This window comes from Quyinboa sediminis, assembly GCF_042219855.1.
Classification (GTDB): Bacteria; Bacteroidota; Bacteroidia; order Bacteroidales; family UBA5342; genus JBHJHP01.
Window position 1 is genome coordinate 354,968 of record NZ_JBHJHP010000004.1, and the last position, 26,678, is coordinate 381,645.

Below are 26,678 nucleotides of genomic sequence, written 5' to 3' on the forward strand. Positions count from 1 at the left end.
CTGAACTTGTGAAACACGCTATTCTTTTCTTTTTTGTTTTACTATGCTTTGGAACGATTGCAACTGCACAGCAAAATATTGTGCAGAATGATTCGTTACCAGATATAGTTGGTGGGCAAAAAGTTGAGAAGCAACATAAGCTGAGCAAGGTGTATGTTCCAAAGAAAGCTGCCATGCTCTCAGCTGCATTCCCTGGTCTGGGACAGATTTATAACCATAAATGGTGGAAAGTGCCAATTTTGTACGCTGGTTTTGCTGCCTGTGCATATGGTATTAATTACAACAATGAACGTTACAGTTTATATCGTTACGCTTATATAGATCTGGTTGACAGCGATCCATCATCACGAAGTTATATTGATGCACCTTTGCCGATGCCAAGGGAAGAAAGAGAAGCTTATATTTTATCGAATAAATCATATTTTGAAGGCGTTTTTAAGAGCAGGAGAGAAAGTTTCAGAAGGGACAGAGACTTAATGATTATAGTCACCGTTGGAGTGTATGTATTAAATATTATTGATGCCAATGTGGATGCACATCTGGCAGATTTTGATGTAAGTAATGATTTATCAATGAATGTTAGTCCGGTGTTGTTGAATGGCCTTTCAGGGTCAGGGAAATATACGCCTGGATTGTCATTAACATTAAACTTTTAATATGAGGGGGATAGTTTTAACCGCTTGTTTGATTATTGTTTCAAATATTTGGGCCGCAGGAGAAGGAGAAGTTAACGATACTACGGTAACAGATGTCAGTTATAAAGATGCATTGGCTGAGGCCGAACAGTTTATGAATCGTCTGGATGATAAAGTTACAGGTTGGTATTCCGACCGTGCATTTACCTATATCGATACGGCGTTTAACGATTCAACTTCCATCGCTAATGTTCCGGACTCCGTTTTTATTCAGCGCTTAAAGAAGCTGTCGGAAGAGACCGTGATAGAACTACCTTTTAATGAGAGGGTAAAGGCCCACATTGCTGTTTATGCCGATAAAAAGCGCGGCGTGACATCAGAAATACTTGGGCTTACGGATTATTATTTTCCCATTTTCGAGGAGGAGCTGGATAAAGCAGGTCTGCCTATAGAATTAAAATATATGCCGGTAATTGAATCTGCATTAAAACCAAGAGCATTTTCAAGGGCCGGGGCTTCCGGATTATGGCAGTTTGTATATTATACGGGAAAACAGTATCATCTTGATGTCAATTCATATATTGATGAACGGCGTGATCCGAGAAAATCAACTCAGGCAGCCATTCAATATTTAAGCGATCTGTACGATATTTATCAGGACTGGTACCTGGTGATTGCTGCCTATAACTGCGGACCCGGGAATGTGAATAAAGCCATTCGCCGAAGTGGAGGAAAAAGAGACTACTGGGAAATTTACTACAGGCTGCCCCGTGAAACAAGAGGATATGTGCCGGCATTTATTGCTGCCATGTATACGCTCAATTATTATAAGGAACATCATATTATTCCGGTTCAGGCTAATATCCCTATGCATACCGATACTCTTATCATCCAGGAACCATTGCATTTTAATCAGGTTTCTGCTGTACTGAATGTTCCTGAAGAGATACTGAAAGAGCTGAATCCACAATACAGACGTGAGATTATTCCTGGAGGTACAAAGTCGTATACCTTAACCGTGCCGGTAAGTGTTACAGGACAGTTTGTGGAATTGCAGGACAGCATTTTCAACTATAAGGATAATGAGTATTTCAGTGAAAAGAGGGAAACAGTTGATCCTGCAGCCAGTGCCGGTTATATCCCTTCTTCAATCGCAGGAAAAACCAAACTGTATTATACCGTTAAATCAGGGGACAACCTGGGATATATTGCGGATTGGTATGATGTGAGGATTTCAGATTTACGGTACTGGAATAACATTTACCGGAACCTGATACGGGTAGGTCAGAAACTGGTCGTTTTTGTGCCATCATCTCAGAAAAGTAAATATGCTTCAATCAATGAGATGTCGTTTGCGCAGAAGCAGGGTACGGCCTCATATACTGCTTCAGCAGCACCCGTTCAAACAACAAACGGCCACGATCCGGATTATGTCTATTATAAGGTAAGATCGGGTGATAATCTTTGGCTTATAGCCCGAAAATTCCCCGGCATTTCCAGCGATGATATCAAACGGCTGAATAACCTTACTTCCAATTCCATATCGCCTGGTCAGTTATTGAAAATTAAACCTAAAGGGTGAAACATATAAAAAGAAACCGTGATAAATTCACGGTTTTTTTTGTGTCCTGCAGAAGCTGAAATACTTATTTTAAATACGTATAAAATATGGATATTTTTTATACATTTGATACCTGTTTGTGTTACCGGTAAGTTTTTCTGATCTGAAATATCATATTCCGGTAATATACTTTAGCGTAATAATTTAGTAATTTTGAATGTGTTTTTAAATTTATTGACCATGAAAAAGATTTTAATTGCTCTGATTGCTTCTTTTACATTGCTGCCAATGGTTACTGAAGCTCAGACACTCCCCAACTATCTCAAAAATAAGGTTGAAAAATCTGTTAGGAAAAGAGCCGATAAAGAAGTGGATAAAGCCGTTGATAAAGCTGTAAATAAGGCCGCTGATAAAATCCTGGATTCTGCATCAGTCAAGTTAGAGGGAGCAACTGACAGTATAAATAATGCAAATGCAACGGATGCTGAGCCAAACGCAGGTGAAGGGAAACGTGATTCTGAAAAACGCTTTGATGCTGCTATGGGTAATTTTATGAAATCTATGGGTGTGGGCGTTGATGTGCCTCATAAGGATACATACCATTTTGCTTCGCATATGAAAATGTTGATTGAACAGACCGATGCAAGTGGTACAACAGAAGATCCTGTGTATTATAATACCTATTTTTCTGAAGGAAAATCGGATTACGGAATGGAATTTACAAATGAAGATGGAGCATTTACCTCCTTCATTTACGATACAGATAATAACTGTACACTTATTCTGATGAACGATGGAGGTCAAAAAACCGGTATTGCAACTAAAATGACGGCAGAGCAAATGTCGGATATGGAGGCTGATGCAAAAGCTAAGGCGGAAGAAAATCAGATGCCGCAGAATTATAAACTGAAAAAAACAGGGAAAACAAAAACCATTAACGGATTCAGGTGTGAGGAATACCAGGCTGAAGATGATGAATACCTGGTTACCTTGTGGGTTACCAATCAACTGAACCATAAAATCAACTCAAAAGTATATAATAATCAATTGTTTGCCGGATCCCTTTGGCTGGCTGGTCAGACTGATGGTGTGGTTATTCAGTATGACAGCAAATCAAAGGTGAATAAGGAACATACTGTTATGACTGTTCAGAATATCGATTTTAATGCATCACATGATATTTCTACTCAGGGGTATACATTGACCGGTATTTCAATGGGAAACAGTCCTGCGCAAACAGAATAACCTAAAAATATAATTATGGAAGTTGAAAACTCTTATGTATTAAACGTGAATGAAAATGCAGCGCATTACCTCTACAGGAGTGCGCAGTGGTCTAAATTCTTTGCTATTCTGGGTTTTATTTCAGCCGGATTAATGATCTTCGGAACATTTGCTTTAATGGGCATGAGTTCACTGATTCCCGGTATGAGACAAGGGATGGCTCCGCAGGGACAAGGTCTTGGTCCGGCGGCTTTCTTATCTTCCACGGTCTTTATCCTTGGGGGAATTTTTTACTTTGCAATGGCCATTGTCAATATTGTTATTGCAATAAAGCTTTATCGTTTTGCAGATAAAGCAATAGCTGCGCTGAAAACCAATGATGATGAGATGCTGGAACTGAGTTTTAAAAACATGAATAGTTTCCTGCAGATTCTTGGTATATTAACCATTGTGGTCATTTCGATATATGTTATAACCCTTGTGGTTATGATGCTCGCCGGATTTGGTGCTGCGATGATGGGAAGATAAAAATTATTAATGATATGTTTCAGGACCCGGAATGAGATTTCCGGGTTTTTTTATGTTTTTTTATTTCCCGGCAGTTGATAAAAGGTTATTATGTTTCCCGGCGGATGATAATTATCATATCCCTGTATAAAATAAAAATCATTATCTTTCGAACTATAATAAGATAAAAATAATATATTGATATTAAGATATTTAACACATGAATACTGATCGTTTTGTTTCCCGTCATATTGGTCCTCGTCCTCACGAGATTGAATATATGCTGAAAGAGCTTGGTGTTGGTAGTGTACAGGAGCTTATTGAGCAAACCATACCTTCTGATATCTTGCTGGATAAACCGCTGGATATGGCTCAGGGATTGACCGAACGTCAGTATTATCGTCGCATATTAGGCCTTGCATCAAAAAATAAGGTGTTTAATACGTATATCGGTATGGGATATTATGATACCATAACGCCATCGGTCATCTTAAGAAATGTACTTGAAAATCCGGTATGGTATACCTCATATACGCCTTATCAGGCAGAAATATCACAGGGCAGGCTTGAAGCTTTACTGAACTACCAAACCGTGGTTTGTGACATGACCGGAATGGAACTTGCAAACGCCAGTCTTCTCGATGAAGCAACTGCTGCTGCTGAAGCCATGATAATGATGTATAACTGCCGGTCCCGGTCCCAGGTTAAGGATGGCATGAACACCTTATTTGTGGATGAAAATATTTGGCCCCAAACTCTTGCTGTATTAAAAACAAGAAGCAAGCCTTTGGGAATAACTATTCACATTGGAGATTTCAGAACCTGTGAATGTGCGGATGCCATGTTTGGTGCCATCGTTCAGTATCCGAATTCAGATGGACGGGTGCTTGATTATAAAAGCTTTACAGATAAGTTTCACCAGCAGGACAAAAAGGTTGCTGTTGCTACAGACATTCTTAGTCTGGCATTACTGGTACCTCCGGGTGAATGGGGAGCGGATATTGTATTTGGATCATCTCAACGGTTTGGAGTGCCCATGGGATATGGTGGACCAGCTGCTGCATTTTTTGCCACCAGGGAAGAGTATAAGAGAAATATCCCGGGAAGGATAATAGGTGTTACGCGCGACAGATTCGGAAACAGGGCGCTGCGTATGGCTTTGCAAACACGTGAGCAGCATATTAAGCGGGAGAGGGCTACTTCCAATATATGTACAGCGCAGGCTCTCCTGGCAAATATGGCTGGCTTCTATGCCGTTTATCATGGCAGGGAGGGCATTGAACGTATCGCTAAACGCATTCACAGTATTGCTTCCTTTTTGTCAGAGGAAGTGGAAAAACTGGGATATAAGCAGTTAAATGATAATTACTTTGATACACTGAAAATCAGAATACCGTCCCAGGTAAGGTTATCCGATATCATCCGGTATTCTACAGAGCTGGAAATGAATTTCAGGTATTTTACTTCCGGAGAAGTCGGTATCAGTATCGACGAAACAACCAATATAGATGATGTGAACTGGATACTGGAAGTATTTGCCAAAGCGAATAATAAGGCTGTTCCCTCTGTGGATGATGTACCTGAAAATATTACCTTAGGAAAAAAGTTTCTCAGAACAGGTGCGTATTTATCTCAGGATGTATTTATGAAGTATCGCTCGGAAACCGAAATGGTGCGCTACATAAAAATGCTGGAACATAAGGATATTTCCCTTACGCATTCCATGATATCGCTGGGATCATGTACCATGAAGCTGAATGCTGCAACAGAGATGCTGCCCTTAAGCTGGATTGAGTTCAATGGAATACATCCATTTGTTCCTGTTGATCAGGCAGCCGGATATCACGAGATGTTTAAGGAATTACGACACGATTTAGCCGTGATTACCGGTTTTGCAGATGTGAGCCTTCAGCCAAATTCAGGTGCTGCAGGTGAACTGGCCGGTCTGATGGTAATCAGGGAATATCATCTCAGTCGCGGTGATGATCAGCGGGATGTGGTTCTTATACCTTCTTCTGCTCATGGAACCAATCCTGCCAGTGCTGTAGCTGCCGGTATGCAGGTGGTCGTTGTTAAATGTGACGACAAAGGAAACATCAGTCTTGAAGACCTGAAACAAAAAGTCGCGGAAACGGGAGAAAAACTGGCAGCATTTATGATTACCTATCCATCCACACATGGTGTCTACGAAGCCAATGTAAGACAGATGTGCCGCATAATTCATGATGCAGGTGGTCAGGTTTACATGGATGGCGCTAATATGAATGCACAGGTTGGTTTAACAAATCCGGCAATAATCGGTGCAGACGTATGTCATCTTAATCTGCATAAAACCTTTGCAATACCGCATGGTGGAGGTGGCCCCGGAGTAGGTCCGATTGCCGTTGCTGAGCACCTGGTGGATTTTCTTCCCGGACATAATGTATTAAATAACGACCGCAAAGGAAAACCTGTTGCAGCAGCACCTTATGGTAGTGCCAGTATCTTGCCGATTACGTATGGTTATATTAAAATGCTTGGTGCTGACGGATTGAAACAGGCATCTGAAATAGCCATTTTAAATGCAAACTATATTGCCCATAAGCTTAAAGATACGTTTGGTGTACTTTATGTGGGTGAAAAGGGACGTGTGGCTCATGAAATGATTCTGGAATGCAGGCATTTTAAAGCTTCCGGCATCAACGAAGTGGATATTGCCAAACGCTTAATGGATTACGGCTTTCATGCGCCTACACTTTCATTCCCGGTTCATGGCACCTTAATGGCTGAACCGACTGAAAGCGAAAGTCTGGAGGAACTGGATCGTTTTGTGGATGCGTTAAAGAGTATTTACAATGAAATTCAGTCAGTGGAAAAGGGTGATACCGATAAAGCCGATAATGTATTAAAAAATGCACCACATACAGCTCAGGAAGTTGTTTCAGATAACTGGGATCACAAATATAACAGGGAAAAAGCAGCATATCCGGTAGAATGGCTCAGGATGAATAAATACTGGCCACCTGTTGCCCGTGTGGACGATGCTTACGGAGACAGAAATCTGTTTTGTACCTGCGGAGAAGTATAACATCATCTGGCTTTTGATACAGGTTTTGCCCGTTTCATATATAAATAGTATTTTTAAAATCAGTTTTTCATTTGGAAAATACCAGATTATGAAAAAGACACTCCTGCTTATTTTGGCGGTTTTAACATTTACATCATGCGTGGAACTGGTGGAAGGAGAAGGGGATGTTATCAGTCGCGGGTATAACCTCAAGGATTTTAAAGGCATTATACTTGATGTTCCAGGTAAACTTGTAGTGTCACAAGGAGATAAGAATATTACCGTTACCACCAATAAAAATCTTTTTGAATGGCTGAATCTGTACGTTACAGACAGCATTCTTCATATTTATTTACAGGACAAGGTAAAGGTGTGGCAGTTCGATGAGTTGCGGTTTGAAGTGTCGTTGCCCGATGTGAGATTAATTGGTCTGGATGGTTCAGGGGATATAGAGATATCCGATTCAGTCAGGGTTCAGGGGCCTCTCGAAATAAACCTGAATGGTTCCGGCGATGTGGTGGCGAAAAAGATTGTAGCCGGTTCAACCGATATAAATATTGACGGATCAGGTAACATGCGCTGTGATGAAATAGAATGCAATGCGGTTAATGCAACGGTTAACGGAGCGGGAGATGTAAGACTGACAGGTTTTACAAATGATTTGAGTGTGGCCATCGATGGTTCAGGTAGTATGCTATGTTTCGATATGGAGAGCAGTAATGCGATTGTAAATATTGACGGTACCGGAGATTGTCAGTTACATGTTGCCAATAGTCTGAATGTTGATATCAATGGTTCCGGGTCTGTTTATTATAAGGGTGATCCCGAAACCCAAATTAAAATAGATGGCACCGGTACTGTGCAGAAGGTAGGGAATTGATTTTAATTGAAAAGGGAAAATCGAAGAATTAATAGTTATTCCTTTTTACTAGGCTTTCATGGTTTTATTCGCGTCTCACTATTCACTTCTCACGACTAATTCTAATCCTTGCATCCACAGCAAAAATTCTGTCTCCCAGACCAATAAGCGGATTAATATCAAGTTCCACAATCTCTGTTGCAAACCGCAATAAAGAGGACAGGCGTACTATTATCTGCGCAAACAGCAGTTCATTGACGCCTTCATGACCACGGGTTCCTTTAATTAATGCATAGCTTTTTAACGAACGGATCATTGAAAGTGCTTCCTTTAGGGTTAACGGAGCCAGACCGGAGCTGACATCTTTCAGTACCTCAATAAATATGCCTCCGAGTCCGCACAGAATTACGTGTCCGAACTTAGGTTCGTACTTGGCTCCAATAAACAGTTCGTGTCCTTTAATCATAGGCTGAACCAAAACGGCCGTAACATCCTTAATTTTCATCATTCGTCTGAACTCTGCAAGCAGATGTTCATCGGAATGTACATCAAGAACCACACCTCTCACATCTGTTTTATGAACCGGACCAACCACTTTCATGACACAGGGATAACCGATGGATTTGGCTGCACGTAAAACTTCATTTTCGGTTTTCCCTGACAGTTCTTTTACCCTTGGTATAGAAGCACAATCAAGGAGTTTTTCAACCTTGTCCGGCGGTAAATAGCCATCCGTTGCATTGTCAATTATTCTTCTTGCAGCAGGAATATCAACCTGGTCCAGATCTAAATTTTCATCAGCCGGTGTGTGTGTTTGAAATATTTTGACCAGTGCATTGCCGAGTTCTACTTCATCCGGAAAGTTAACATGCCCCAGCGAAGTAAAATATGATATATCATCGGCAACATTAACTACTGAGGGAAGGATAGGATAGATTGGTTTCCGGCAGCTTCTGATTTTCTGATCCAGAACAGTATAAACATCTCTGACCGGAAATAGTCCCGGACTGCCAAATATGACAGCCATTGCATCGATCTGATCAAAATCGTGTTCGCATGCATCTATAATCAGCCCTAACTGCTCTGCTGTTCCGGTTGCAAGAAAATCTATCGGGTTTGATACGGAAGATCCGGGAAATAAACCGGTCTTTAATGAATCCGCCTTTTCTCCCGATATGGAAGGGATGTTAATGCCTCCGTTCGAAAGGGCATCCGTAAGCATAACGGCTGGTCCGCCGGCATGAGTGATGATCGCCATATTCTTTCCTTTCAGCTCCTTACACATAAAAACTCCGGCAATGGTAGTCAGTTCGTCACGTCCGTAACATCTGACAATGCCTGCTTTTTTGAACAGCGCATCCACTGCCAGATCGCTGCTCGCCAATGCTCCCGTATGCGATGTTGCAGCCCTGCTTCCGGCTTCAGAACCACCGGCTTTGATTGCTGCAATCCTGCAGCCTTTCCGAATCAGTGATGATGCATGTTTAAGCAGTTTATCAGGATTTTGAATGCTTTCAATGTAAAGGAGTTTTATAGGTGAGCTGGTTTCGGGATCAAAAGAGTTATCCAGATACTCAAGAATGTCCTCCACACCTGTCTGTGCGCTGTTGCCAACCGAATATACGCTCGAAAAAGTCAGGCCCTTTTTCATGCCGGTTTCAATTATAAATACTGCGGTGGCACCTGATCCTGAGATCAATTCACAGCCTTTCGGGTCAAGTTTGGGAATGGGGGAGGTGAATATACTTTGATGAAAAGGAGTGAGTACACCGATACAATTCGGACCTATTAATGTTGCATCATAGGAATTTATCATTCCCCTGATTTTATCTTCCAGCTTTTTACCTTCTTCATTTTCTTCACTGAAACCGGCAGATATGATGATAAATGCTTTGGTCCCTTTTTTTAAGAGTATTTCGATGGCAGGAGGACAGAACTTTGCAGGAACAGCCAGTATGGCCAGGTCAACCTTCGGTAGTTCATCCGGTGATTTATGAACTTTTATTCCGGAAATACTGTCCCGAGCAGGATTTACCACATATAATCTGCCCTTAAAGTTCCCGTTCTGAAGATTGTAAAGAATTTTCCCGCCTGGCTTCTGGAGGTTTTCAGATGCGCCTATAACCACAATGCTTTCGGGCTTAATGAGTGCTTCCTGTATCATTCGTATCGATTTGATCCTAAAGATAAGACCAATGAATAAAACAGAGTATGATGTTTGTTAGATATTAGACACAAGACACAAGACATAAGATGTAAGACATAAGACATAAGACTTAGGATGATGTTTATTAAAACATATAATCCACACCAAAATGGATTAGTCCCTTGTGCCCGAAACCGGTTTCAACACAAACACCAAAATCTTTGCCGTAGCGAAGGCCAAAAACATTTATATGACTGGCAAGATACATGGAAGAAAGGGGCAGGTATTTTTCAAGTTTCTGTAATAAACTGTCGTCAGTAAGATTGGAGATTCCAATGTATCCGGGGCCAAAACTGAGCCCCGAATAAAGCTTGAAATTATTTTTGTTGAGATAAATGTAATTGGCATTCAATAGGAATGCATACGTTTTTACAGTTGGAGAACCATAGGAATATCCACTAAAGTTGATGCTATGCCTGCTGAGCCAGAATTCTCCTCCGATTTCGAATTTATTGAAATGCCTCATGTACGAAAACCCAAGCGGACCGGTAACGGTATAGCCGTTTCGGTTAAGCTCATTGCCATATTCATCAATTAAATAATCAACACCGGTAGCAACAAGGTAAACTCCAATATTCACCGTGGATAAAAATCCGTATTCCAGAGATACCGTGTTTTGTTTTTCCGGCTGTGCTTTTCTGTTGTAATAAGAATGATATGATTGTGAAAAAACCTGAAACCCTGCGATGAGAGCTACTGATAAGATGTAAAACGTTTTTCTGTTCATAGAAACCTTTTGGTACGTGTAACAGTAAAAACGATTATTGCCTTAATTTCGTATCATGCGAACGGCAGATAGATGACTTTCTTGGTTTCAAAAAACTCTTCAGTAAAGTAATCTGTCAGCTTAAAAACGGCAACCTTATCTTTGAAATTTGCGATCTCTTTACTGAAATCACCCCCTTTTAAATAGATTATGCCATTGGGTAACCCGTTCTTGTGTTCATCCGATATGTTATTTTGGGTCATTTTAACAAAGCGGGGAAAAGATGTAACAGCCCTGCTGACCACAAAATCATATTTAGCCTTAATCTGCTGGACCCTTTTTTGCTCGGCTCTAACATTACCTAATTCAAGTGTTGTGGCAATTTCCTGAACAACCTTTATTTTTTTTGAAATCGAATCTACAAGATGAAAGTTTGATCGGGGAAAGACAATGGATAGAGGTATTCCGGGAAAACCACCGCCGGTTCCTACATCCAGAACCGTTGTATTGGGTTGAAAGCGAATGATTTTTACGATGCCCAGTGAATGCAGAATGTGGTGAACAGCAAGATTGTCAATATCCTTGCGGCTCACCACATTTATTTTTGTATTCCAATCCCGGTATAAAGGAATTAAAGCTTCCAGCTTTTCAAACTGTTCTGTCTCAAGATTGGGAAAATATTTTTTTATCAGATCCATTCGTCGGAGTTAAGCTACCAAAAATAATGAATTATTCATTAGGAACTTCGCGCATTTTTAAATTCTCTCCTGCGCTTTTCACCACTTCCCTGTAATATGTCTTTGAATAACCGGGTTGATCCGGAAATTCAGGCAGTCCGTATGGAGTTCTGATGAATTTTCCGTCTTTTTCCTTTTTGATATTACCATCAATATATTTTACCAGGAGATACTGTCCTAGTTTGGTCCATTTGTCCATCATCATCTCTGACTGGTTGGCTGAAAAATTAGTAATGTAATCATAGAATTCGGCTTTGTCCGATGCATAAAGGTGTTTAGCCTCTTCATCTGCAGCATCCACCGAAATCTGATAATAATTTTCAAGTTCCTTCTGTACCGGTTTAATATCTTCTATCATATAACTGTAACGGGTATATGCCCAGTTTGAAACCCAGTTGAATACCCAAAATGCAGCATCCCAGGTAAATGTGAGCATATCGCCGTTTCCAACTTTAAAACATTCCGGAATCTCTTTTATTCCTGCATAAATGGGTACATAGACACTGGTAGCCGCATCATCCACACCAAACCAAAGGATGCCCTTCATTGGCGTTGGAAAACCGTCTCCCCTTAGCTGTGACACAAATGAAAACCCTGTTTGCTGTGTTGCAATAGCCCTTTCGTTAAAATATTCTGTGCTGTCAATCTCCCATGTTAACGGCCTCCATCTGTAAGGTACTGCAAAAGAACCTGCACCGGCATCTTTCGACATATCCAGAGGTGTCCCTTCAAAATGATCCCGCATGTAGTTTTGCACATCCCGGTAGCTGATTTTTTTATCCGGTTTGATCCAAAGTGGCATGCGTTTGTTTGATTCCCCTAAGATATAAGGAAGATCCTTTTTGCCCTGTTCGGGATTTACGTGGTTGAAAAAACTCCATACCCTGGCATCGCAAAAGCGTACTGCGCCATAATCCAGCGGAGCATAGGCAGCAGAAAAATCAAAATCTTCCTTATTTCCCTCAAAGTATTTCATCTTTTCTGCGAACTTAACCACATCCGGTGCATAAAGGCAATTCTTTTTATCCTTGAAATCTATGGTGGTAATTCTTGCCTGATTGGCATGCGCACAAACATATCCGTCAGGGATGCGTTTGGCAACCCAGACCGCTCCTTTTTCATGCGGGCCTTTACTGATCATTTCCAGAATCCATACTTCATTAGGATCGGCAACCGAAAAAGATTCTCCTGAGCTGTAATATCCATATTCCTTCACCAGGGATGTCATAACTTCTATGGCTTCCCTTGCCGTTTTAGAACGCTGCAGGGCAATGTATATCAAACTACCATAATCCATTATCGCAGTTGTATCCGTCAGTTCGTGTCTGCCACCGAATGTGGTTTCGCCGATAGAAACGGCATATTCGTTTATATTTCCGACCACAGCATAGGTTTGCTGAACCTGATCAATCTCACCAAGGTATTTACCCGTATCCCATTCGTAAACTTTAAGTTTTGTTCCTTTAGGATATGTTTTTGCAGGCCAGTGATAGAGTTCCCCATACAAGGTATGAGAGTCAGCGGCATAACTGATCATGGAGGAGTTTTCTGCAGATGCTCCTTTTGTTACAAGTAAGTTGGTACAGGCATTCGAAGGTTGTAGCGAGGCCAGTATCACGAGTGTGATAGTAATAAAGAATTGTTTCATTTTATGTTGACTTTTGTTTGTGTGTGCTTATAAGGCTTTGAGTTTTCTGATGGTTTCGAACCGATCGCTTGCGCTGAATACAAAACTGCCCGAAACCAAAACATCGGCACCATGTTCAAGTAACTGAGGTGCAGTATCGAAATTCACCCCGCCATCAATTTCAATCAGCGTATTCAATCCTTTCTCTTCAATCATCAGTTTAAGCTCTGATACCTTCGATAAGGTATTAGGTATAAATTTCTGTGCACCATATCCCGGATTTACTGACATTAGAAGGATCATATCAACTTCACTTATTATATCCTTCAGTAAATGTACCGGGGTGTGTGGATTCAGTGTAACAGCAGCTTTCATCCCTGCCTCCTTAATCTGGTTCACCACACGGTTCAGGTGTGTGCAGGCTTCGTAATGCACGTTAAGCATATGAATCCCCAGTTTGCCGAATTCCGTTATAAATTTCTGGGGTTCAACAATCATCAGATGGGCATCCATAGGTTTTTCACAAACATCAGCAACCTTTTCCAGAACAGGAAATCCAAACGAGATATTCGGTACAAAAACACCATCCATGATATCCAGATGCAGCCAGTCTGCATCGCTTTTATTTATGAATTCAACTTCAGACTTCAAATTATTGAAATCCGCAGCCAGAAGAGATGGAGCGATTAGATGATTCATTATTATGTTGTTTTACCTTATATGTGAAATTATGCTTACCCCGGTAAGCAATAAAAAAGGGCAGATTTATTTCTGCCCCGTAAAATTAAAAAATATTATTTACAAATAGGATTTCAACTGCTTATTGCGATGTTTCTGCTTAAGCTTTTTAAGTGCCCGTTCACGAATCTGCCGGACTCTTTCTTTGGTAAGCCCCACAATTTTGCCAATTTCTTCAAGCGATTTGGCTGATTCGCCCTCCAGTCCGTAAAAAAGTTTGAGAATTTCAATTTCCCTTGGATGTAGCGATGCCAGGGAATTTGCGATTTCTGTTTTTAAGGATTCCATTTCCAGATCATCATCCGGAGATTTGGTGTCGTTATTCAGAAATACATCGTATAATGTACCCTTTTCTTCATCATTGCTAATGGGCGCATCCATTGATACATGTCGTTTAAAACTGCTCAGCGCCTGTTGCACGTCCTTGACCGGCAAATCCAGTTCCTTTGCAATTTCAACTGCAGTAGGTTCCCGCTGAAGTGTCTGCTCAAGATGATTGTATGTAGCATTTACCTTATTAATAGATCCGATCTTATTCAGCGGCAGCCTGACAATTCTTGCCTGTTCTGCAAGCGCCTGCAGGATTGACTGGCGGATCCACCATACTGCATAGGATATGAACTTAAAACCACGGGTTTCATCAAAGCGTTCAGCAGCTTTTATCAGTCCTATATTTCCTTCATTAATAAGATCCGGAAATGATAATCCCTGGTTTTGATACTGCTTGGCTACCGAAACGACAAAACGCAGATTTGAATTTATAAGCCTGTCAAATGCCTGTTTGTCGCCGGCGCGTACCTTTTTTATTAATGCAACCTCCTCATCAGGTGTTAACAAATCGATTTTTGAAACTTCCAGAAGGTATTTATCAATCGATATCTCCTCCCGGCTTGTAATCTGTCTTGAAATTTTGAGTTGTCTCATAGTAGCGGATGTGTTTAGGTGAAAATTAAATTTGTTTGACTTTCTTTGATATATACGAATGAGATTTCATAATGTTCCACATTTGTCGTAAATTGTAAGTTATTTTCCTGCAATTTAATCGGTTTGATTAAAGTTTGTTATACTCCGTTCATTTCTGAAGTTTACTTATTATAATACAATATTTAAGGTGCTATTGTTCAATTGCGTTTTGTTAAAAAAATGTATTGCATCTACATATATTATACCTGCGTCCCGGGAATGGCAGTAAAGATTTGTAATTTATATTTCCTCTTAACTAAAAAAGCATTAATATTGCCGCCGATTTCCGAAACGAACCTGTTACTGCAATGTTATCAACAATTGTTAATAAAGCCGTTCATAACCTGTTAATACAGAGATGAAACATCGTGGATTTCTTCAACCAAAAAAAGTTGCACAATAGCATCATGTCATATTATATTTGTTATACCGAAAAGCAATAAAGACTGCTTTCAGAAACCGGGAGGAAGGTAATAATACTTAAGTGGATTTTACCTGAATCGTACAAATTGAAAGGTTTGCCGGCAAAGAAAGCCGAGGTCCGAATCGGAAGGGAGCAATCCTTAAAGAGGAGGCAGTCTGTTGAAAGAGGTTCGTTCTTTAAAACATTTGAGTTTGAGGCAGGATAAACCAGATAGCGGTTTCGGCTGAAGTATGGTTTAAAGAATTAATGAGTTTACTCATGGCAATTCTTAATCTCTTAGTTCCGTGAACCCTGCGTTCATAACTGAAGAGAGCCTATAAACCCGGTATCAATGGGGTGCAGATTCCAGGATTTGTAACGCCGGTACCATCCAAGGTAACATCCTGATTTACCAAAAGATTGAGGTTTAACGATTTTCGGTTCGCCGAGATGACTTACGCAACGCAAGTTGCAGCGGATCTGAACAATAAGAGGATTTATTCTTTTATTGCGACATGAAGCTCCGGTTATTCGGGTAACCCCGGTAACAAGCTCAGGGATAAAAAATCAACCGTTTTTGGGTTCGCTCAAAAAAGTGATTTGATTCAAATGTGTGTTGATGGTGAAAACCTAAAACAAAGGAACGATACGTTCATTCAGAGTCTGATTCAAAAGCAGGAACAATGAAACTTCGGTTTCAGGGTTTCAGGAATAAGGTGTCAAAACCTGATTCACAGTGCATAGGAAATATAAGTTTCGGCTTGTACCGAATATGAACTGAGCTGGAGAATACTTCGTTCTGAAGCTGTTTTGAAATTACCGGGTAACCGGCAAGGAAAAAACAGAATAAGGAACAGCCGGAATTCAAAACTGTAAGAGGTTATGAAGGAAGGTCAGGGCCGAGAGAATCGAACTGCAAAGTGAAAAACTCAGAGCCGGTCATAATAAGCTTATTCGGAATCTAAGACAACTACGGTCGTCGAACGAGGAACGGGGTATCAATGCAAATTGAACCCCGTTTTTTGTATATATACATCTGCTTGTTAAAACTGAGAACACATGATTTTATATGTTCGTAGTTCATTAAAAATCAGTCAAATATATTAAATGAATGTATTGGCAATAAAGAGAATCATCACCAGCAGGGCGTAAGAATTAATGAATAAAAAAGCTTTAATTGTGCTTCGTTTTTCTTCTTTAGGTTTATATAAAATCCTGTAAAATCCGATAATAAATCCGATGTTTAAAATCATCAGGGCAATCATAACCAGTAAGGATGCGTGCCTGAAAAAAAGTGGAAATCCAAGTAAATAGGCTGATGTTATCGCTCCCCAGAAAAAAACAAGCCGTTTTATTTTCTGCTCATCAATTTTACCAGAAAGGATAGAAAAGCCGGCCTTTTCATATTCTTTTCCATACTTAATAACCAGCAACCAGAAATGTGGCATTTGCCATAAAAACATAAACATGGCAAAATATACAATCTGAGGTTGCAGGATATTACCACCGGCAGCAGCCCATCCCATCATAGGAGGTATGGCACCAACAATGGCACCGGGTAGAACAGCATACTGTGTTTTCGTTTTTAATTTTGTATAGACCAGGTTGTAAATTACTGCATTTAGCACACCAAGAAATGCGGTTGTGATGTTGTTGAATGCAAACAGAATTACGGTACCCAGTAACATGAGCAAAACAGCAATTAAAAAAGCAGCAGGTGCCGATAAAGAGCCTGAAGGCAGCGGCCTGTTCCTGGTTCTGCCCATGTTTTTATCCAGTTCCCGTTCCTGGTACTGGTTCATTGCAGAAGAACCTCCTGCAAGCAAAAAGGTGCCAAGATATAAAGCAAGAATTCCAAATGATATTTCCGATGTAAACAGGAACCATCCAACAATGGCTGAAAATGCCACTGTCATTGATAACCTGTGTTTCATCAATACAAGTATAAGATGGAAATATGAATGGTTGTTTTTATCCATTTATTCTGCTATAGTTTTCAAATATTCCGTAATCTGGGTAACCTCATCTTCACTGATGATATCTTTATACGATTGCATCAATCCCTTATTATATCCTTTTACGATTTCTTTGTTCGGCTCATAAATGGAGGTCCTGATATAATCTTCCAGTGCTTTAACCGTTTGCTCACCCTGATCAGTAATAACCACTGCATCATGTCCGTACAAACCTTTGAAGCTTGGGCCAACCAATTTAGAACCGTCAAGAGAATGGCAGGCAAGACAACCATTGTTTTTTAGTATGGTCAACCCGTTATTTTCAGCTTTTGATGTATCAACAGCAGCCAGGTTACTGAACCAGCTGTCATATTCATCCTGAGACACGACTTTCGCCTTAGCCAGCATGTTGGAATGTAACAAACCGCAATATTCGGCACACAGCACATCGTAGCTGCCAATGTATGTTGGTGTAAACCAAAGGTAGTTATTATAACCCGGAACCACATCTTCTTTCACTCTGAAAGCAGGTATAAACAAAGAGTGATTCACATCTTCGGATACCAGGTTCAGCTTAACCGGCTTATCCACCGGTACAACCAGATCTTTTGATTTTTTACCGTCTCCATAGTCAAACTCCCATTCCCACATTCTTCCAACGGCGGTTATTTCCATTGCACCCTTAGGAACTTTTCGCATCGGGGCAAATCCTTTCCATCCATAGTAAAACATTATCAGTACAAGAATGAGCGGGATAACGGTCCAGATAATTTCGAGCTTGACATTTCCTGTAAACTGTCGGGCCGGTTTGTTTTTTTTACGGTTGAAATGAATCACCGTGTAGATCATAAAAATTGTAATGCCAATAATAAACAGAAAGGCAACGCTGAATATAAAAATAAACGTTCTATCTACACCTTCTGCTAAGTTTGAAGCTCCTGAAAACATAGTCTTATCTTTTACTATCTTAAAAAGTAGTCAATAAATGTAATAATTATTACCAGTGCAAAAAGGAAAAATACTCCTCCAACCATAATCCGTATAAATGGCTTTTCATACTTAAGATGCATGAAATAGGTTGCGACAGTAGTTCCTTTAATTGATGCAACCAGGAGGGCTACTACAATAGAGAGTGCTCCAAAATGAATAGCTGCAACAAATACAGACAAAAATGTCAGGAATAACAACACAATAAGAATTATTCCAAGCTGATAATAACTGGAAATATGCACATGTTTTTTTTCTGTACCCTGAGTTTCTTCGTTTTTCATTGTCATCACATATTAAGTTACCAGATATAATAAGGGATAAAGGAAAATCCAGATAAGGTCAACCAGGTGCCAGTATAAACCACTGTTTTCCAGCAGCAGGTATTTGTCCTTATTGATTCTGCCGGAAATGACTCTTCGCATGGATATAATCAGTAATACTGCTCCCACGATTACATGGATTGCATGGAGTCCGGTCATGATATAATATAAACCAAAGAACTGTGTTTCGCCATGTGGAAGATTGGCCATAATTTCTGATCCGGGATAAAGATGCAAATGAAATTTATGGCTCCATTCAAAGTATTTGTTAACCATAAAAACAAGTGCGAGAATCAGGGTGGCCAGTAGAAACCAGACTGCCTGTTTGTTTTTTCCTCTCTGAACGGCAGTAATTGACATCGCAACCGTCATACTGCTAATAAGAAGTACAACAGTATTAAGTGTTCCTATTAAGGCATTGAGTTCCAGTGCTGCCTCATGAAAATCTTCGGAATACCTGAATCGCATTACGGCATAGACCAGGAAAAGACCTCCAAACAGAAACAGCTCCGTAAACAGGAATATCCACATTCCCATTTTCCCCGATTCGCTATCAATTACATGCTCTGTGTGCGCTGTTTGTGACATATTAATTCGTTTTAAGCATCTTCGTCTTTCGTTGTTTTAAAGAGATACGGGGCATGTTTTATGACCGGAATCTCGTCAAAATTCTCAACAGGAGGTGGCGAAGGGATCTGCCATTCCAGGGTCACACCGTGCCATGGATTAGGTCCGGCCTTAGGACCTTTACGTCCTCTGGCAAGGTTCCATATCATCATGATTAATCCGGTGAACAGAATAAAAGCGCCAATCGTTGAAATCACATGACCGGTCTGGAATTGTGGCAGGTAATCGAAATACCGTCTTGGCATCCCCTGCAGACCAATAATGAATAAGGGGAAATAGAGTACGTTAAATCCTGTAAATAGGATTCCCCATGCAATATTAGCCATTCGTATATTATACATGGTACCATATATCTTAGGATACCAGTAGTGAATTGCAGCGAAAAATGCAAATCCCATACCTCCGAAAATAATATAATGGAAGTGTGCTACCACAAATGTCGTATCATGTGTCTGTACATTGGTTGCCAGTGCTCCAAGTGTTAAACCTGTAAATCCACCGATCATAAAAAGGAAGATAAACGAAATGGCATACAGTAGCGGTGGTTTAAGATCAATTGAACCGCCATACATTGTCGAAATCCAGTTAAATACCTTGATGGCACTTGGAATAGCAACAATAAATGTCAGGAAGGAAAAGAACCATCTTGACCAGTAACTGATCCCGGTTGTAAACATATGGTGACCCCAAACAAAATAGCCAACCACTGCAATGGCAATACTTGAAATTGCTATGGCTCCGTAACCGAATACCGGTTTCTGACTGAATGTCGGAAATATCTCACTTACTGCTCCCATTGCCGGTAGGATCATAATATATACTGCCGGATGAGAATAAATCCAGAACAGGTGCTGATAAAGCAAGGGGTCTCCACCCAAAGCCGGATCAAAAAATCCAATCTGAAGTACCCTTTCAGCGATTACCATTAAAAGTGTTATCCCTACAATCGGTGTAGCCAGAACCTGTGTCCATGCTGTGGCGTACAGTGCCCAGGGGAACAATGGCATTTTAAACCATGTCATTCCCGGTGCTCTCATGCGGTGAATGGTAACAATAAAGTTGATCCCTGTAAGAATGGAAGAAAACCCGAGAATAAATGCTGCGGTCAGCGCATAAATGACATTTGAGTTGGCTTCAGCACTATAGGGAACATAGAAGGTCCAGCCTGTATCAGGTGGTCCGTTACCGATAAACTGTGATAATACACCCAGAATGGCACCGATAATGTAGAGATACCATGAAAAGAGATTTAGTTTTGGGAACATCACATCCTTTGCTCCAATTAATATGGGAAGAAAAAAGTTCCCAAACACGGCTGCAAGACCCGGTATCACCACGATGAATATCATGATGATTCCATGAATGGTGAAAATGCCGTTATAGGTCTGAGCACCCATAATTGTTTCTCCCGGAGCGATTTTCTCAATTCGCATCAGTAATCCTAATACTGCTGCAATCAGGAAAAAAGCCATAATGGAATACATATACAACAAACCAATTTTTTTATGGTCTGTCGAAGTCAGCCACCCCAGGAGACCTTTATACTTCCCGTGATGTTCCAGATAACTTTCGTAATTCTGATTTTCAGTTACAGACATATGAATAATTATTATTTAACTACTTTTTTTCTTCCTTTTATCAGCAGGATAATAAATGTTATGGCCGCAATACCAAGTATCAAAGCACCAAAAACTGTGGTAACATTTAAAGTATAACCCCGGCTTTTGGGATCATACGCAAAACATACCTGTAAAATTTTGCTGATGCTGGGCCTTGAAATACCCTTCTGAGCTTCAATTAATGCCATTTTAACATCGAACGGTAAAAAGTCTAACCCATAGAGGTAGCGCGTAATTTTGCCGTCAGGACTGACAATAATGATGACAGAAGGATGTGCAAAGTCTACACCTGTTGGTTTGTATTTAAAACCGAATGCATCAGTTGCCTTTGATATACTTTCCTGTGTTCCTGTTAAATAGATCCAGGCATCACGGTTCTCCTTACTGACTTTCTGAATAAAATTTTCTTTTTTCTCACGTGCTTTTTCCGGTGTGTCCTTGGTGTTGAAACTTATCGTTACAACCTGATAATCATCACCCAGTTTCATGTCCAGTTTACTTACTACGTCGGAAACTCCGCTGAGTAAGGGGCTGCAAAGCCCGGGGCAGTCAAAATAAACGAAATTGAATATGGTTGGTTTTGTAACCAGTTCTGCCAAAGTTACCGTATCGTTATTTTCATTCAGGAAAGTAAGGTCCATTGGAATGGTATCATTCAGATGTTCTACCACGCCAACTTCAACTTCTTTTTCTGAACTCTGTGAAAATGAGAGAGAAAATGAAAATACAATGAGAAAAAGTATGAGACCTTTTTTAATCATGTTAAGCTTCATTATTAACTTTATTTCTTTCTTTACAAATTCCTGCCACAATTAAAGATCCGCCCATCAGTGAGAGGTCTTTAAGCATAGCCATCATTGCAAAGGCTTTTTCTGTTTCATCCCCGTTCAAATAGTTTGGGATGTGAATTGTAAGTATAAATACAAAAATGAGAGCAGCCAGCAGTAGCGTTGATACCTGAATCAACTTATTGGTAATAATACTAACACCGGCAGCTATCAGCAGTAAACCTGTCAGCATAATGGTATACGGACCGATAGCAATAAATGACGTAAACTCGGCTGTGAAAAAGTCCAGTTCAATAAAATGACCCAAACCTAAAAATATAAACGGGATACCGAATAACAGCCGTCCAATAAAAGTGAGGTTTTTCATAGCGTGACGATTTAAATGATTAATTGTTTTTACCTAATAGAAAAATATTTCTGATTTGAAACAGGATGTAAAAGATGAATCCCCATACTCCTGCAACAACTGTAAAATATGCAATCAGTAACCACACGGGCGCTTTCCAGATGGTATTCCACATAGCCCTCTGAGCTCTGAGGCTTACGGGATGTGTAGGCACTCCCGCCTGTAGCATGGTGTCTGTATTCACTGTACCATAGAGGTCCTCGTTCGGAAGATTGGCCACGAAACTGACATAACCTGCACTGTCCCCCGGCAGATCCGCCGGAGCCATAAAATATGCGTACCCTTCTTCATCGGTTCGCTTAACTTCATCAACCGGTAAATTACCAAATACACGTTTGGCAAACAGATTGACTTCTGCATTTTTAACCGGAATTTTAGCACCGTCCTTAATGCCTGATACCGAAGCCTGAATCTGCTCTTTATCCTTTAAATATTGTAAAAGTATCTTTAGATCTTTACCTTCAAATGTTCCTTCAATAATCTTTTTCGCCACTTCCTGTGCATAATCTTCATTAAAACTCCTGATGTATGCGATAACATTCCAAATGTCTGTTGAGGACAAAATATTTTTAAATGCCGGCATTGCACCTCGTCCATTGGTGATTTTGTAATGAAGTGTACCGTCACTGTTATTCTGAATCTTTCCTGTTGCCGGGTCACCGGGCACCGGGTTTAATGCGCTGTTGTAATCTCCCTGTCCGGGATGGCCATGACAGGATGTACAATTGGCTTCAAATATTTTTTTCCCGGCTTCAACATTTTCATCTGTAAATTTGAAAGGACTTAAATCCTTTGTTTTGTTTTCGGGTACAATCCAGTCCGGATCCTGTGAAAATGAGTTTAACCCGGATAATAAGAGCAGTGCTAAGAGTGCATATAATTTCATGATCCCTCCTTTATTCTTTAATCTCTTTGATTTCTTTTTTCTCTGCTTCCTCAGCCATTTCCCAGATGGGTATTACCGGAAAGAATTTCGATAATCCCGTTATAATTAACACAGCAAGGACAAAAGTCCCCAGTGTGATAAATACTTCCGGAGCAGTGGGGACATAATGCATCCATTTTTCAGGGACATACATTTTAGGTAAAAACGGATGTTCCTGCGTTGGAACAACAATGATATACCGTTTAGTCCATGATGCCATAAACACAAATATGGATATTATCAGCATTGGCAGAGGCTTACGCATTTTCCTGAACAGAAGCAAAATAATCGGAAGGATTAATCCTGACAACTGGGTTCCCCAGAATAGGAGGGCATGTTCTCCAACAAATAATTCTTTTATATGAACAGCTTCTGCTTTTTCCATTTTATAGGCAGGAACCAGAAATTCATTAATGTTGAAATAGAGATAAACAAGCGATACAAGCACCAATAACTTACCCATTTTGTCGAAATGCATATCGGTGAGGTAATTCCCAAGTTTATAATTCTTTCTGAAAAAGTACATCAGGATAACAACACCGGCTACACCTGTGACAAATGCTCCGGTTATAAAGTAAGGTCCGAATATGGTACTGTTCCATCCTGCTCTTGGCGTCACTGCAAATAACCACGAGGTTACCGTGTGAATGGCAAAGGCAGTCGGAATAATCAGAATAAGCAGAATACGCATGGATTTAAGTAAAATATCATACTGTTTGCTGCTGTGATTCCAGTTTAACGATAAAAACTCATATACTTTAGACAGCCACTTCGGAGCATGCTGTAACCTGGTTTTAGCAATGGCAAGATCCGGAATTAAGGGAAGGAAATAAAGTAAAAGGCTGATAACCATATAAGTGGTAACTACCGTTACATCCCATAATATCGGCGATTGAACCCTTCCGTACATAAAAACATAAGGCAGCCTGTCGGGACGTCCCATGTCAGAAACGATTACAAGGCCTGCAACAGCAGAAAAGGCTACTGCAATAATCTCAGCTATCCTTCCTATCGGTTTGATCCACTGATAACCAATGAGTCCTAAGACAGAGCTAATCAGCATTCCTATCAAACTGGCTGCAACAAAAAACACAAAGTGTGCAATGTAAAGTCCCCAGCTTACATAATCTCTTAAACCTGTAACGCCGAGTCCGTTTTTCAACTGATAAACATAGAAGCCTACACAAACCAGTAACAGTATATGCAGGAATGCAATCCAGGCTAGAAAGCTTCCGTTTATTCTTATATGCCCCAAAAGATCGGAAGAAATCTTATTCAGTTTCTGATTATCGTCAGAGAATATTTTTTTGTGATCAGACATAGTTAATGGTATTATGCTTCGTTAGTGTAACTGTCTTTTGGTGGTTTCTCATCCGGAAATTTAAAAGCCCGCTCTTTGGGTGGGAGATAATAAACTCTTGGTTCGGTTCCAAGTTCCGGCATCAGACGATATCCTCCTTTTTCCTCAATCAACTGACTGAAACGAACGGTTTCCTTGGTCGTTCCGTTGGTGACAGCATCTTCGTTTTTGTCGCCATACCAGAATACACCGTTAGGACAAGCTGAAACACAATAAGGCATTTTGCCCTCCCGTAACCTGTCGGCACTGAAAAGACATTTTGTGATGGTTCCTTTTTTCTGCGGAACATTAAGTTCTACATTGTATTCCACCTTTTTCTTTAGCGCTTTGGCTTTCTCAAAATCACCCCGCTCAACGGCTTCTTCGTATTCCTCTCTGTTCTGTTTATATTCGTCAGACTTTAAAGGTGCGTTCCAATGGAAAATCCTTGCTGAATACGGACAGGCTGCCATACAAAACCGGCAACCAATACAACGTTCATTATCGATCAAAACAATCCCATCCTGGCGCTTAAAGGTGGCATTGACAGGACAGACAGCAGTACATGGCGGATTATCACAGTGCTGACATGGTTTAGGCATGAAGTATGGCTCTGTTGACTCATCTTCCTGCATGACCAGTGTGTTGATATGATATTCATACGGACGCAACTCATGAGCCGTCTGGCAGGCGTTAATACATTTTCTGGCATTCCGGCATTTAGCAAGGTCAATAACCATAACCCAGCTTTTACCTTCCAGACCTTCACGGCCTCTTGCCTGTAACTCGTCCAGATCAAGTTTAATATCCTTCATCTGGTCTTTTGGAACATTTACAAGTTTATTGTCTTCCGTTAAAACGGTAACATATTCCTTCTCCTGTTCAAATTTATGACCGGTATATATAGCGGCAGCACCAACAGTAAGTGCCGCACCAGCAATACCGAATTTCTTAACAAATTCCCTCCGGGATTCCCTGCTGTCCCTTACCGGACCTGTTGGATTGTTATTCGGTTTGTCACTCATATCGGGGTGTTTACTAATTCGTTATTCTAAAGATTGTGTTATTCCTGTAACTGTATAACCAGAACCAACTATTGCTTGTTTAATGGCTGTTGTGTCCGTTTTATCCGGATCGAAACTTACAACAGCATTTTTGTCGGTATGAGAAGCCGAAACAAGCTGAATACCTTCCAGTTTTCTTACGTTGGCCTGTATGGTTTGTTCACAACCTGTACAGGTCATGCCTTCAACATCAAAATTGTAGGTTTGTAATTCTATTTTCGCATCGGTGGCTTCAGAGTTTTCTGTGGTACTTTTTTTATTATTGCATGCGCTTATCAATAATAGCAGTGCAAGGGAGAGGATTGAAAAGATGTTTCGCATAGCTTATTTTGTTAGTGGTTGATAATCAGAGATATTTATGACTCTCTTATATAAAAGTAATAATTATTATTTAAACTCGTTAAAATTAACTCAAATTTTCCCCAAAAATTTTAATCAGACCAAATTAATAGGATTGGTCGTTTATAAGTACAATTAAGTGAATGAAAAGTTCATGTCAGAGTTAAAAAAATTCACAAAAAATCGAATTTTTTAACAAACACAGTTGAAATCTATATCTTCATTCAAAACAGTACCGGTTTAAAATGTTTTATGTTTGCTGTTTTCTACGGATCATATTGCTTATCTTTACGCGAACCTCAGCTAATTAAATCATGAATTACGAAGCATTTTATAAAATAAGTTACGGGCTCTTTGTTATCTGTTCCGGTGATAAGGACTATAAAAGCGGTTACATTGCCAATACCGCGTTTCAGGTTACTGCTGAGCCACCTCAGCTGGCTATAAGCTGTCATAAGGATAATCATACAAATAAAGTTATCAGGGATAGCGGCGTATTTGCTGTTTCGGTTTTACGGCAGGAAGCTGACAAATCTGTAATTCTGCAGTTTGGATATGAAACCAGCAATAAAACAGATAAGTTCAGCGATGGCATTGATTATATATATGGTGAGACCGGTGTGCCTATCGTGCGAAGTGAGTGTGTCGCCTGGTTTGAATGCAAGGTCACAATGCAGTTAGATGTCGGGAGCCATACCTTATTTGTCGGTGAGGTTATTAATGATGCATTACTGGAACCGGATATGGATCCGCTCACGTATGCATACTACAGGAACGTAAAACGTGGAATAGCCCCACCGAATGCTCCAACATATATTGACAGAAAAAAGATTAAAAAGGAGCAGGAAGAAAGAAAACAGCAGGAGGAAAGCGATAATAAAAAAGCGCATGAAGAGGAGGCAATCTGGGATGATAAGGAAGCAAAAGAGAACGAAGGGGGGGCACAGTGCCTTGTTTGTGGCTATATTTATGATCCTGAAAAAGGTGATCCTGATGGCGGTATACCTCCCGGAACACCATTCGAAGATATTCCCGATGACTGGGTTTGTCCCAATTGTGGTGCCACAAAGGACATGTTCGAGGTGATCACTTAG

At 40.4% G+C, this 26,678-nt stretch carries 24 protein-coding genes; 7 read left to right on the top strand and 17 right to left on the bottom strand.

Annotation, left to right across the window (positions count from 1 at the left end):
* The first annotated feature begins 8 nt into the window (after window positions 1-8).
* The 6 genes from ACE1EF_RS11885 to ACE1EF_RS11910 all read left to right on the top strand — a co-directional run bounded on the left by ACE1EF_RS11885 (window position 9) and on the right by ACE1EF_RS11910 (window position 7,853).
* A complete protein-coding gene (locus tag ACE1EF_RS11885) occupies window positions 9-656 on the top strand; it encodes a DUF5683 domain-containing protein (RefSeq protein ID WP_375720887.1) in 648 nt (215 codons plus the stop codon).
* A gap of 1 nt (window position 657) precedes the next feature.
* Window positions 658-2,217 (top strand): lytic transglycosylase domain-containing protein, encoded by a 1,560-nt coding sequence (locus ACE1EF_RS11890; protein ID WP_375720888.1) that lies wholly within the window; start codon window positions 658-660, stop codon window positions 2,215-2,217.
* Window positions 2,218-2,436: 219 nt separating this feature from the next.
* Window positions 2,437-3,441, top strand: coding sequence for a DUF4412 domain-containing protein (locus ACE1EF_RS11895; RefSeq protein WP_375720889.1), 1,005 nt, complete (start codon window positions 2,437-2,439; stop codon window positions 3,439-3,441).
* Window positions 3,442-3,456: 15 nt separating this feature from the next.
* Window positions 3,457-3,948: a DUF5362 family protein gene (locus ACE1EF_RS11900; RefSeq protein ID WP_375720890.1), complete on the top strand. Its 492-nt coding sequence runs from the start codon at window positions 3,457-3,459 to the stop codon at window positions 3,946-3,948.
* 199 nt (window positions 3,949-4,147) lie between these two features.
* Window positions 4,148-6,994: an aminomethyl-transferring glycine dehydrogenase gene (gcvP, locus tag ACE1EF_RS11905; RefSeq protein WP_375720891.1), complete on the top strand. Its 2,847-nt coding sequence runs from the start codon at window positions 4,148-4,150 to the stop codon at window positions 6,992-6,994.
* An 88-nt stretch (window positions 6,995-7,082) separates the two neighbouring features.
* Window positions 7,083-7,853, top strand: a complete 771-nt coding sequence (locus ACE1EF_RS11910; protein WP_375720892.1) for a head GIN domain-containing protein — start codon at window positions 7,083-7,085, stop codon at window positions 7,851-7,853.
* Between the two features lie 82 nt (window positions 7,854-7,935).
* On the opposite strand, the gene ACE1EF_RS11915 is transcribed toward ACE1EF_RS11910, so the two are convergent.
* From ACE1EF_RS11915 to ACE1EF_RS11995, 17 genes are all read right to left on the bottom strand, one after another.
* A complete protein-coding gene (locus tag ACE1EF_RS11915) occupies window positions 7,936-9,996 on the bottom strand; it encodes an acetate--CoA ligase family protein (protein ID WP_375720893.1) in 2,061 nt (686 codons plus the stop codon).
* Between the two features lie 127 nt (window positions 9,997-10,123).
* Complete coding sequence (locus ACE1EF_RS11920; RefSeq protein ID WP_375720894.1) at window positions 10,124-10,765, bottom strand: hypothetical protein; 642 nt, start codon at window positions 10,763-10,765, stop codon at window positions 10,124-10,126.
* 53 nt (window positions 10,766-10,818) lie between these two features.
* Window positions 10,819-11,442 carry a 16S rRNA (guanine(527)-N(7))-methyltransferase RsmG gene (rsmG, locus tag ACE1EF_RS11925; RefSeq protein WP_375720895.1) on the bottom strand — a complete coding sequence of 208 codons (624 nt, stop codon included), beginning with the start codon at window positions 11,440-11,442 and terminating at the stop codon, window positions 10,819-10,821.
* Window positions 11,443-11,473: 31 nt separating this feature from the next.
* Window positions 11,474-13,129 carry a dipeptidase gene (locus ACE1EF_RS11930; protein ID WP_375720896.1) on the bottom strand — a complete coding sequence of 552 codons (1,656 nt, stop codon included), beginning with the start codon at window positions 13,127-13,129 and terminating at the stop codon, window positions 11,474-11,476.
* A gap of 27 nt (window positions 13,130-13,156) precedes the next feature.
* Window positions 13,157-13,807, bottom strand: a complete 651-nt coding sequence (gene rpe, locus ACE1EF_RS11935) for a ribulose-phosphate 3-epimerase (RefSeq protein ID WP_375720897.1) — start codon at window positions 13,805-13,807, stop codon at window positions 13,157-13,159.
* A gap of 99 nt (window positions 13,808-13,906) precedes the next feature.
* Window positions 13,907-14,770 carry a sigma-70 family RNA polymerase sigma factor gene (locus ACE1EF_RS11940; protein ID WP_375720898.1) on the bottom strand — a complete coding sequence of 288 codons (864 nt, stop codon included), beginning with the start codon at window positions 14,768-14,770 and terminating at the stop codon, window positions 13,907-13,909.
* A gap of 1,545 nt (window positions 14,771-16,315) precedes the next feature.
* Window positions 16,316-17,146, bottom strand: coding sequence for a protoheme IX farnesyltransferase (locus ACE1EF_RS11945; RefSeq protein ID WP_375720899.1), 831 nt, complete (start codon window positions 17,144-17,146; stop codon window positions 16,316-16,318).
* 45 nt (window positions 17,147-17,191) lie between these two features.
* Complete coding sequence (gene coxB, locus ACE1EF_RS11950; RefSeq protein ID WP_375720900.1) at window positions 17,192-18,115, bottom strand: cytochrome c oxidase subunit II; 924 nt, start codon at window positions 18,113-18,115, stop codon at window positions 17,192-17,194.
* 14 nt (window positions 18,116-18,129) lie between these two features.
* Entirely contained in the window at window positions 18,130-18,438 is a 309-nt protein-coding gene (locus ACE1EF_RS11955; protein ID WP_375720901.1) for a cytochrome C oxidase subunit IV family protein, read from the bottom strand.
* Window positions 18,439-18,450: 12 nt separating this feature from the next.
* Window positions 18,451-19,065, bottom strand: coding sequence for a cytochrome c oxidase subunit 3 family protein (locus ACE1EF_RS11960; protein WP_375720902.1), 615 nt, complete (start codon window positions 19,063-19,065; stop codon window positions 18,451-18,453).
* Between the two features lie 11 nt (window positions 19,066-19,076).
* Window positions 19,077-20,702, bottom strand: a complete 1,626-nt coding sequence (locus tag ACE1EF_RS11965; RefSeq protein WP_375720903.1) for a cytochrome c oxidase subunit I — start codon at window positions 20,700-20,702, stop codon at window positions 19,077-19,079.
* 11 nt (window positions 20,703-20,713) lie between these two features.
* Window positions 20,714-21,496, bottom strand: a complete 783-nt coding sequence (locus ACE1EF_RS11970; protein WP_375720904.1) for an SCO family protein — start codon at window positions 21,494-21,496, stop codon at window positions 20,714-20,716.
* Window positions 21,486-21,878 (bottom strand): DoxX family protein, encoded by a 393-nt coding sequence (locus tag ACE1EF_RS11975; RefSeq protein ID WP_375720905.1) that lies wholly within the window; start codon window positions 21,876-21,878, stop codon window positions 21,486-21,488. Before ACE1EF_RS11975 ends, ACE1EF_RS11970 begins: the two co-directional genes overlap by 11 nt.
* Window positions 21,879-21,897: 19 nt before the next feature.
* Window positions 21,898-22,803 carry a c-type cytochrome gene (locus tag ACE1EF_RS11980; protein ID WP_375720906.1) on the bottom strand — a complete coding sequence of 302 codons (906 nt, stop codon included), beginning with the start codon at window positions 22,801-22,803 and terminating at the stop codon, window positions 21,898-21,900.
* Between the two features lie 10 nt (window positions 22,804-22,813).
* The gene (gene nrfD / locus ACE1EF_RS11985) at window positions 22,814-24,163 is read right to left on the bottom strand and encodes an NrfD/PsrC family molybdoenzyme membrane anchor subunit (protein WP_375720907.1); all 1,350 of its coding nucleotides are present in this window, start codon (window positions 24,161-24,163) and stop codon (window positions 22,814-22,816) included.
* Between the two features lie 11 nt (window positions 24,164-24,174).
* A complete protein-coding gene (locus tag ACE1EF_RS11990; protein WP_375720908.1) occupies window positions 24,175-25,206 on the bottom strand; it encodes a 4Fe-4S dicluster domain-containing protein in 1,032 nt (343 codons plus the stop codon).
* A gap of 21 nt (window positions 25,207-25,227) precedes the next feature.
* Window positions 25,228-25,566, bottom strand: a complete 339-nt coding sequence (locus ACE1EF_RS11995) for a cation transporter (RefSeq protein WP_375720909.1) — start codon at window positions 25,564-25,566, stop codon at window positions 25,228-25,230.
* A gap of 332 nt (window positions 25,567-25,898) precedes the next feature.
* Between ACE1EF_RS11995 and ACE1EF_RS12000 the strand changes: the two genes are divergently transcribed.
* Window positions 25,899-26,678, top strand: coding sequence for a flavin reductase (locus tag ACE1EF_RS12000; protein ID WP_375720910.1), 780 nt, complete (start codon window positions 25,899-25,901; stop codon window positions 26,676-26,678).

What these genes read in the sequence shown, in the direction of transcription:
- ACE1EF_RS11890 (WP_375720888.1), top strand. Translation starts at nt 658, where the DNA reads ATGAGGGGGATAGTTTTAACCGCTTGTTTGATTATTGTTTCAAATATT.
- ACE1EF_RS11995 (WP_375720909.1), bottom strand. Translation starts at nt 25,566, where the DNA reads ATGCGAAACATCTTTTCAATCCTCTCCCTTGCACTGCTATTATTGATA.
- ACE1EF_RS11915 (WP_375720893.1), bottom strand. Translation starts at nt 9,996, where the DNA reads ATGATACAGGAAGCACTCATTAAGCCCGAAAGCATTGTGGTTATAGGC.
- gcvP (WP_375720891.1), top strand. Translation starts at nt 4,148, where the DNA reads ATGAATACTGATCGTTTTGTTTCCCGTCATATTGGTCCTCGTCCTCAC.
- ACE1EF_RS11910 (WP_375720892.1), top strand. Translation starts at nt 7,083, where the DNA reads ATGAAAAAGACACTCCTGCTTATTTTGGCGGTTTTAACATTTACATCA.
- rsmG (WP_375720895.1), bottom strand. Translation starts at nt 11,442, where the DNA reads ATGGATCTGATAAAAAAATATTTTCCCAATCTTGAGACAGAACAGTTT.
- ACE1EF_RS11945 (WP_375720899.1), bottom strand. Translation starts at nt 17,146, where the DNA reads ATGAAACACAGGTTATCAATGACAGTGGCATTTTCAGCCATTGTTGGA.
- ACE1EF_RS11900 (WP_375720890.1), top strand. Translation starts at nt 3,457, where the DNA reads ATGGAAGTTGAAAACTCTTATGTATTAAACGTGAATGAAAATGCAGCG.
- ACE1EF_RS11970 (WP_375720904.1), bottom strand. Translation starts at nt 21,496, where the DNA reads ATGAAGCTTAACATGATTAAAAAAGGTCTCATACTTTTTCTCATTGTA.
- ACE1EF_RS11930 (WP_375720896.1), bottom strand. Translation starts at nt 13,129, where the DNA reads ATGAAACAATTCTTTATTACTATCACACTCGTGATACTGGCCTCGCTA.
- ACE1EF_RS11990 (WP_375720908.1), bottom strand. Translation starts at nt 25,206, where the DNA reads ATGAGTGACAAACCGAATAACAATCCAACAGGTCCGGTAAGGGACAGC.
- rpe (WP_375720897.1), bottom strand. Translation starts at nt 13,807, where the DNA reads ATGAATCATCTAATCGCTCCATCTCTTCTGGCTGCGGATTTCAATAAT.
- ACE1EF_RS11965 (WP_375720903.1), bottom strand. Translation starts at nt 20,702, where the DNA reads ATGTCTGTAACTGAAAATCAGAATTACGAAAGTTATCTGGAACATCAC.
- ACE1EF_RS11940 (WP_375720898.1), bottom strand. Translation starts at nt 14,770, where the DNA reads ATGAGACAACTCAAAATTTCAAGACAGATTACAAGCCGGGAGGAGATA.
- ACE1EF_RS11920 (WP_375720894.1), bottom strand. Translation starts at nt 10,765, where the DNA reads ATGAACAGAAAAACGTTTTACATCTTATCAGTAGCTCTCATCGCAGGG.
- nrfD (WP_375720907.1), bottom strand. Translation starts at nt 24,163, where the DNA reads ATGTCTGATCACAAAAAAATATTCTCTGACGATAATCAGAAACTGAAT.
- ACE1EF_RS11960 (WP_375720902.1), bottom strand. Translation starts at nt 19,065, where the DNA reads ATGTCACAAACAGCGCACACAGAGCATGTAATTGATAGCGAATCGGGG.
- ACE1EF_RS12000 (WP_375720910.1), top strand. Translation starts at nt 25,899, where the DNA reads ATGAATTACGAAGCATTTTATAAAATAAGTTACGGGCTCTTTGTTATC.
- ACE1EF_RS11975 (WP_375720905.1), bottom strand. Translation starts at nt 21,878, where the DNA reads ATGAAAAACCTCACTTTTATTGGACGGCTGTTATTCGGTATCCCGTTT.
- ACE1EF_RS11955 (WP_375720901.1), bottom strand. Translation starts at nt 18,438, where the DNA reads ATGAAAAACGAAGAAACTCAGGGTACAGAAAAAAAACATGTGCATATT.
- ACE1EF_RS11895 (WP_375720889.1), top strand. Translation starts at nt 2,437, where the DNA reads ATGAAAAAGATTTTAATTGCTCTGATTGCTTCTTTTACATTGCTGCCA.
- ACE1EF_RS11980 (WP_375720906.1), bottom strand. Translation starts at nt 22,803, where the DNA reads ATGAAATTATATGCACTCTTAGCACTGCTCTTATTATCCGGGTTAAAC.
- coxB (WP_375720900.1), bottom strand. Translation starts at nt 18,115, where the DNA reads ATGTTTTCAGGAGCTTCAAACTTAGCAGAAGGTGTAGATAGAACGTTT.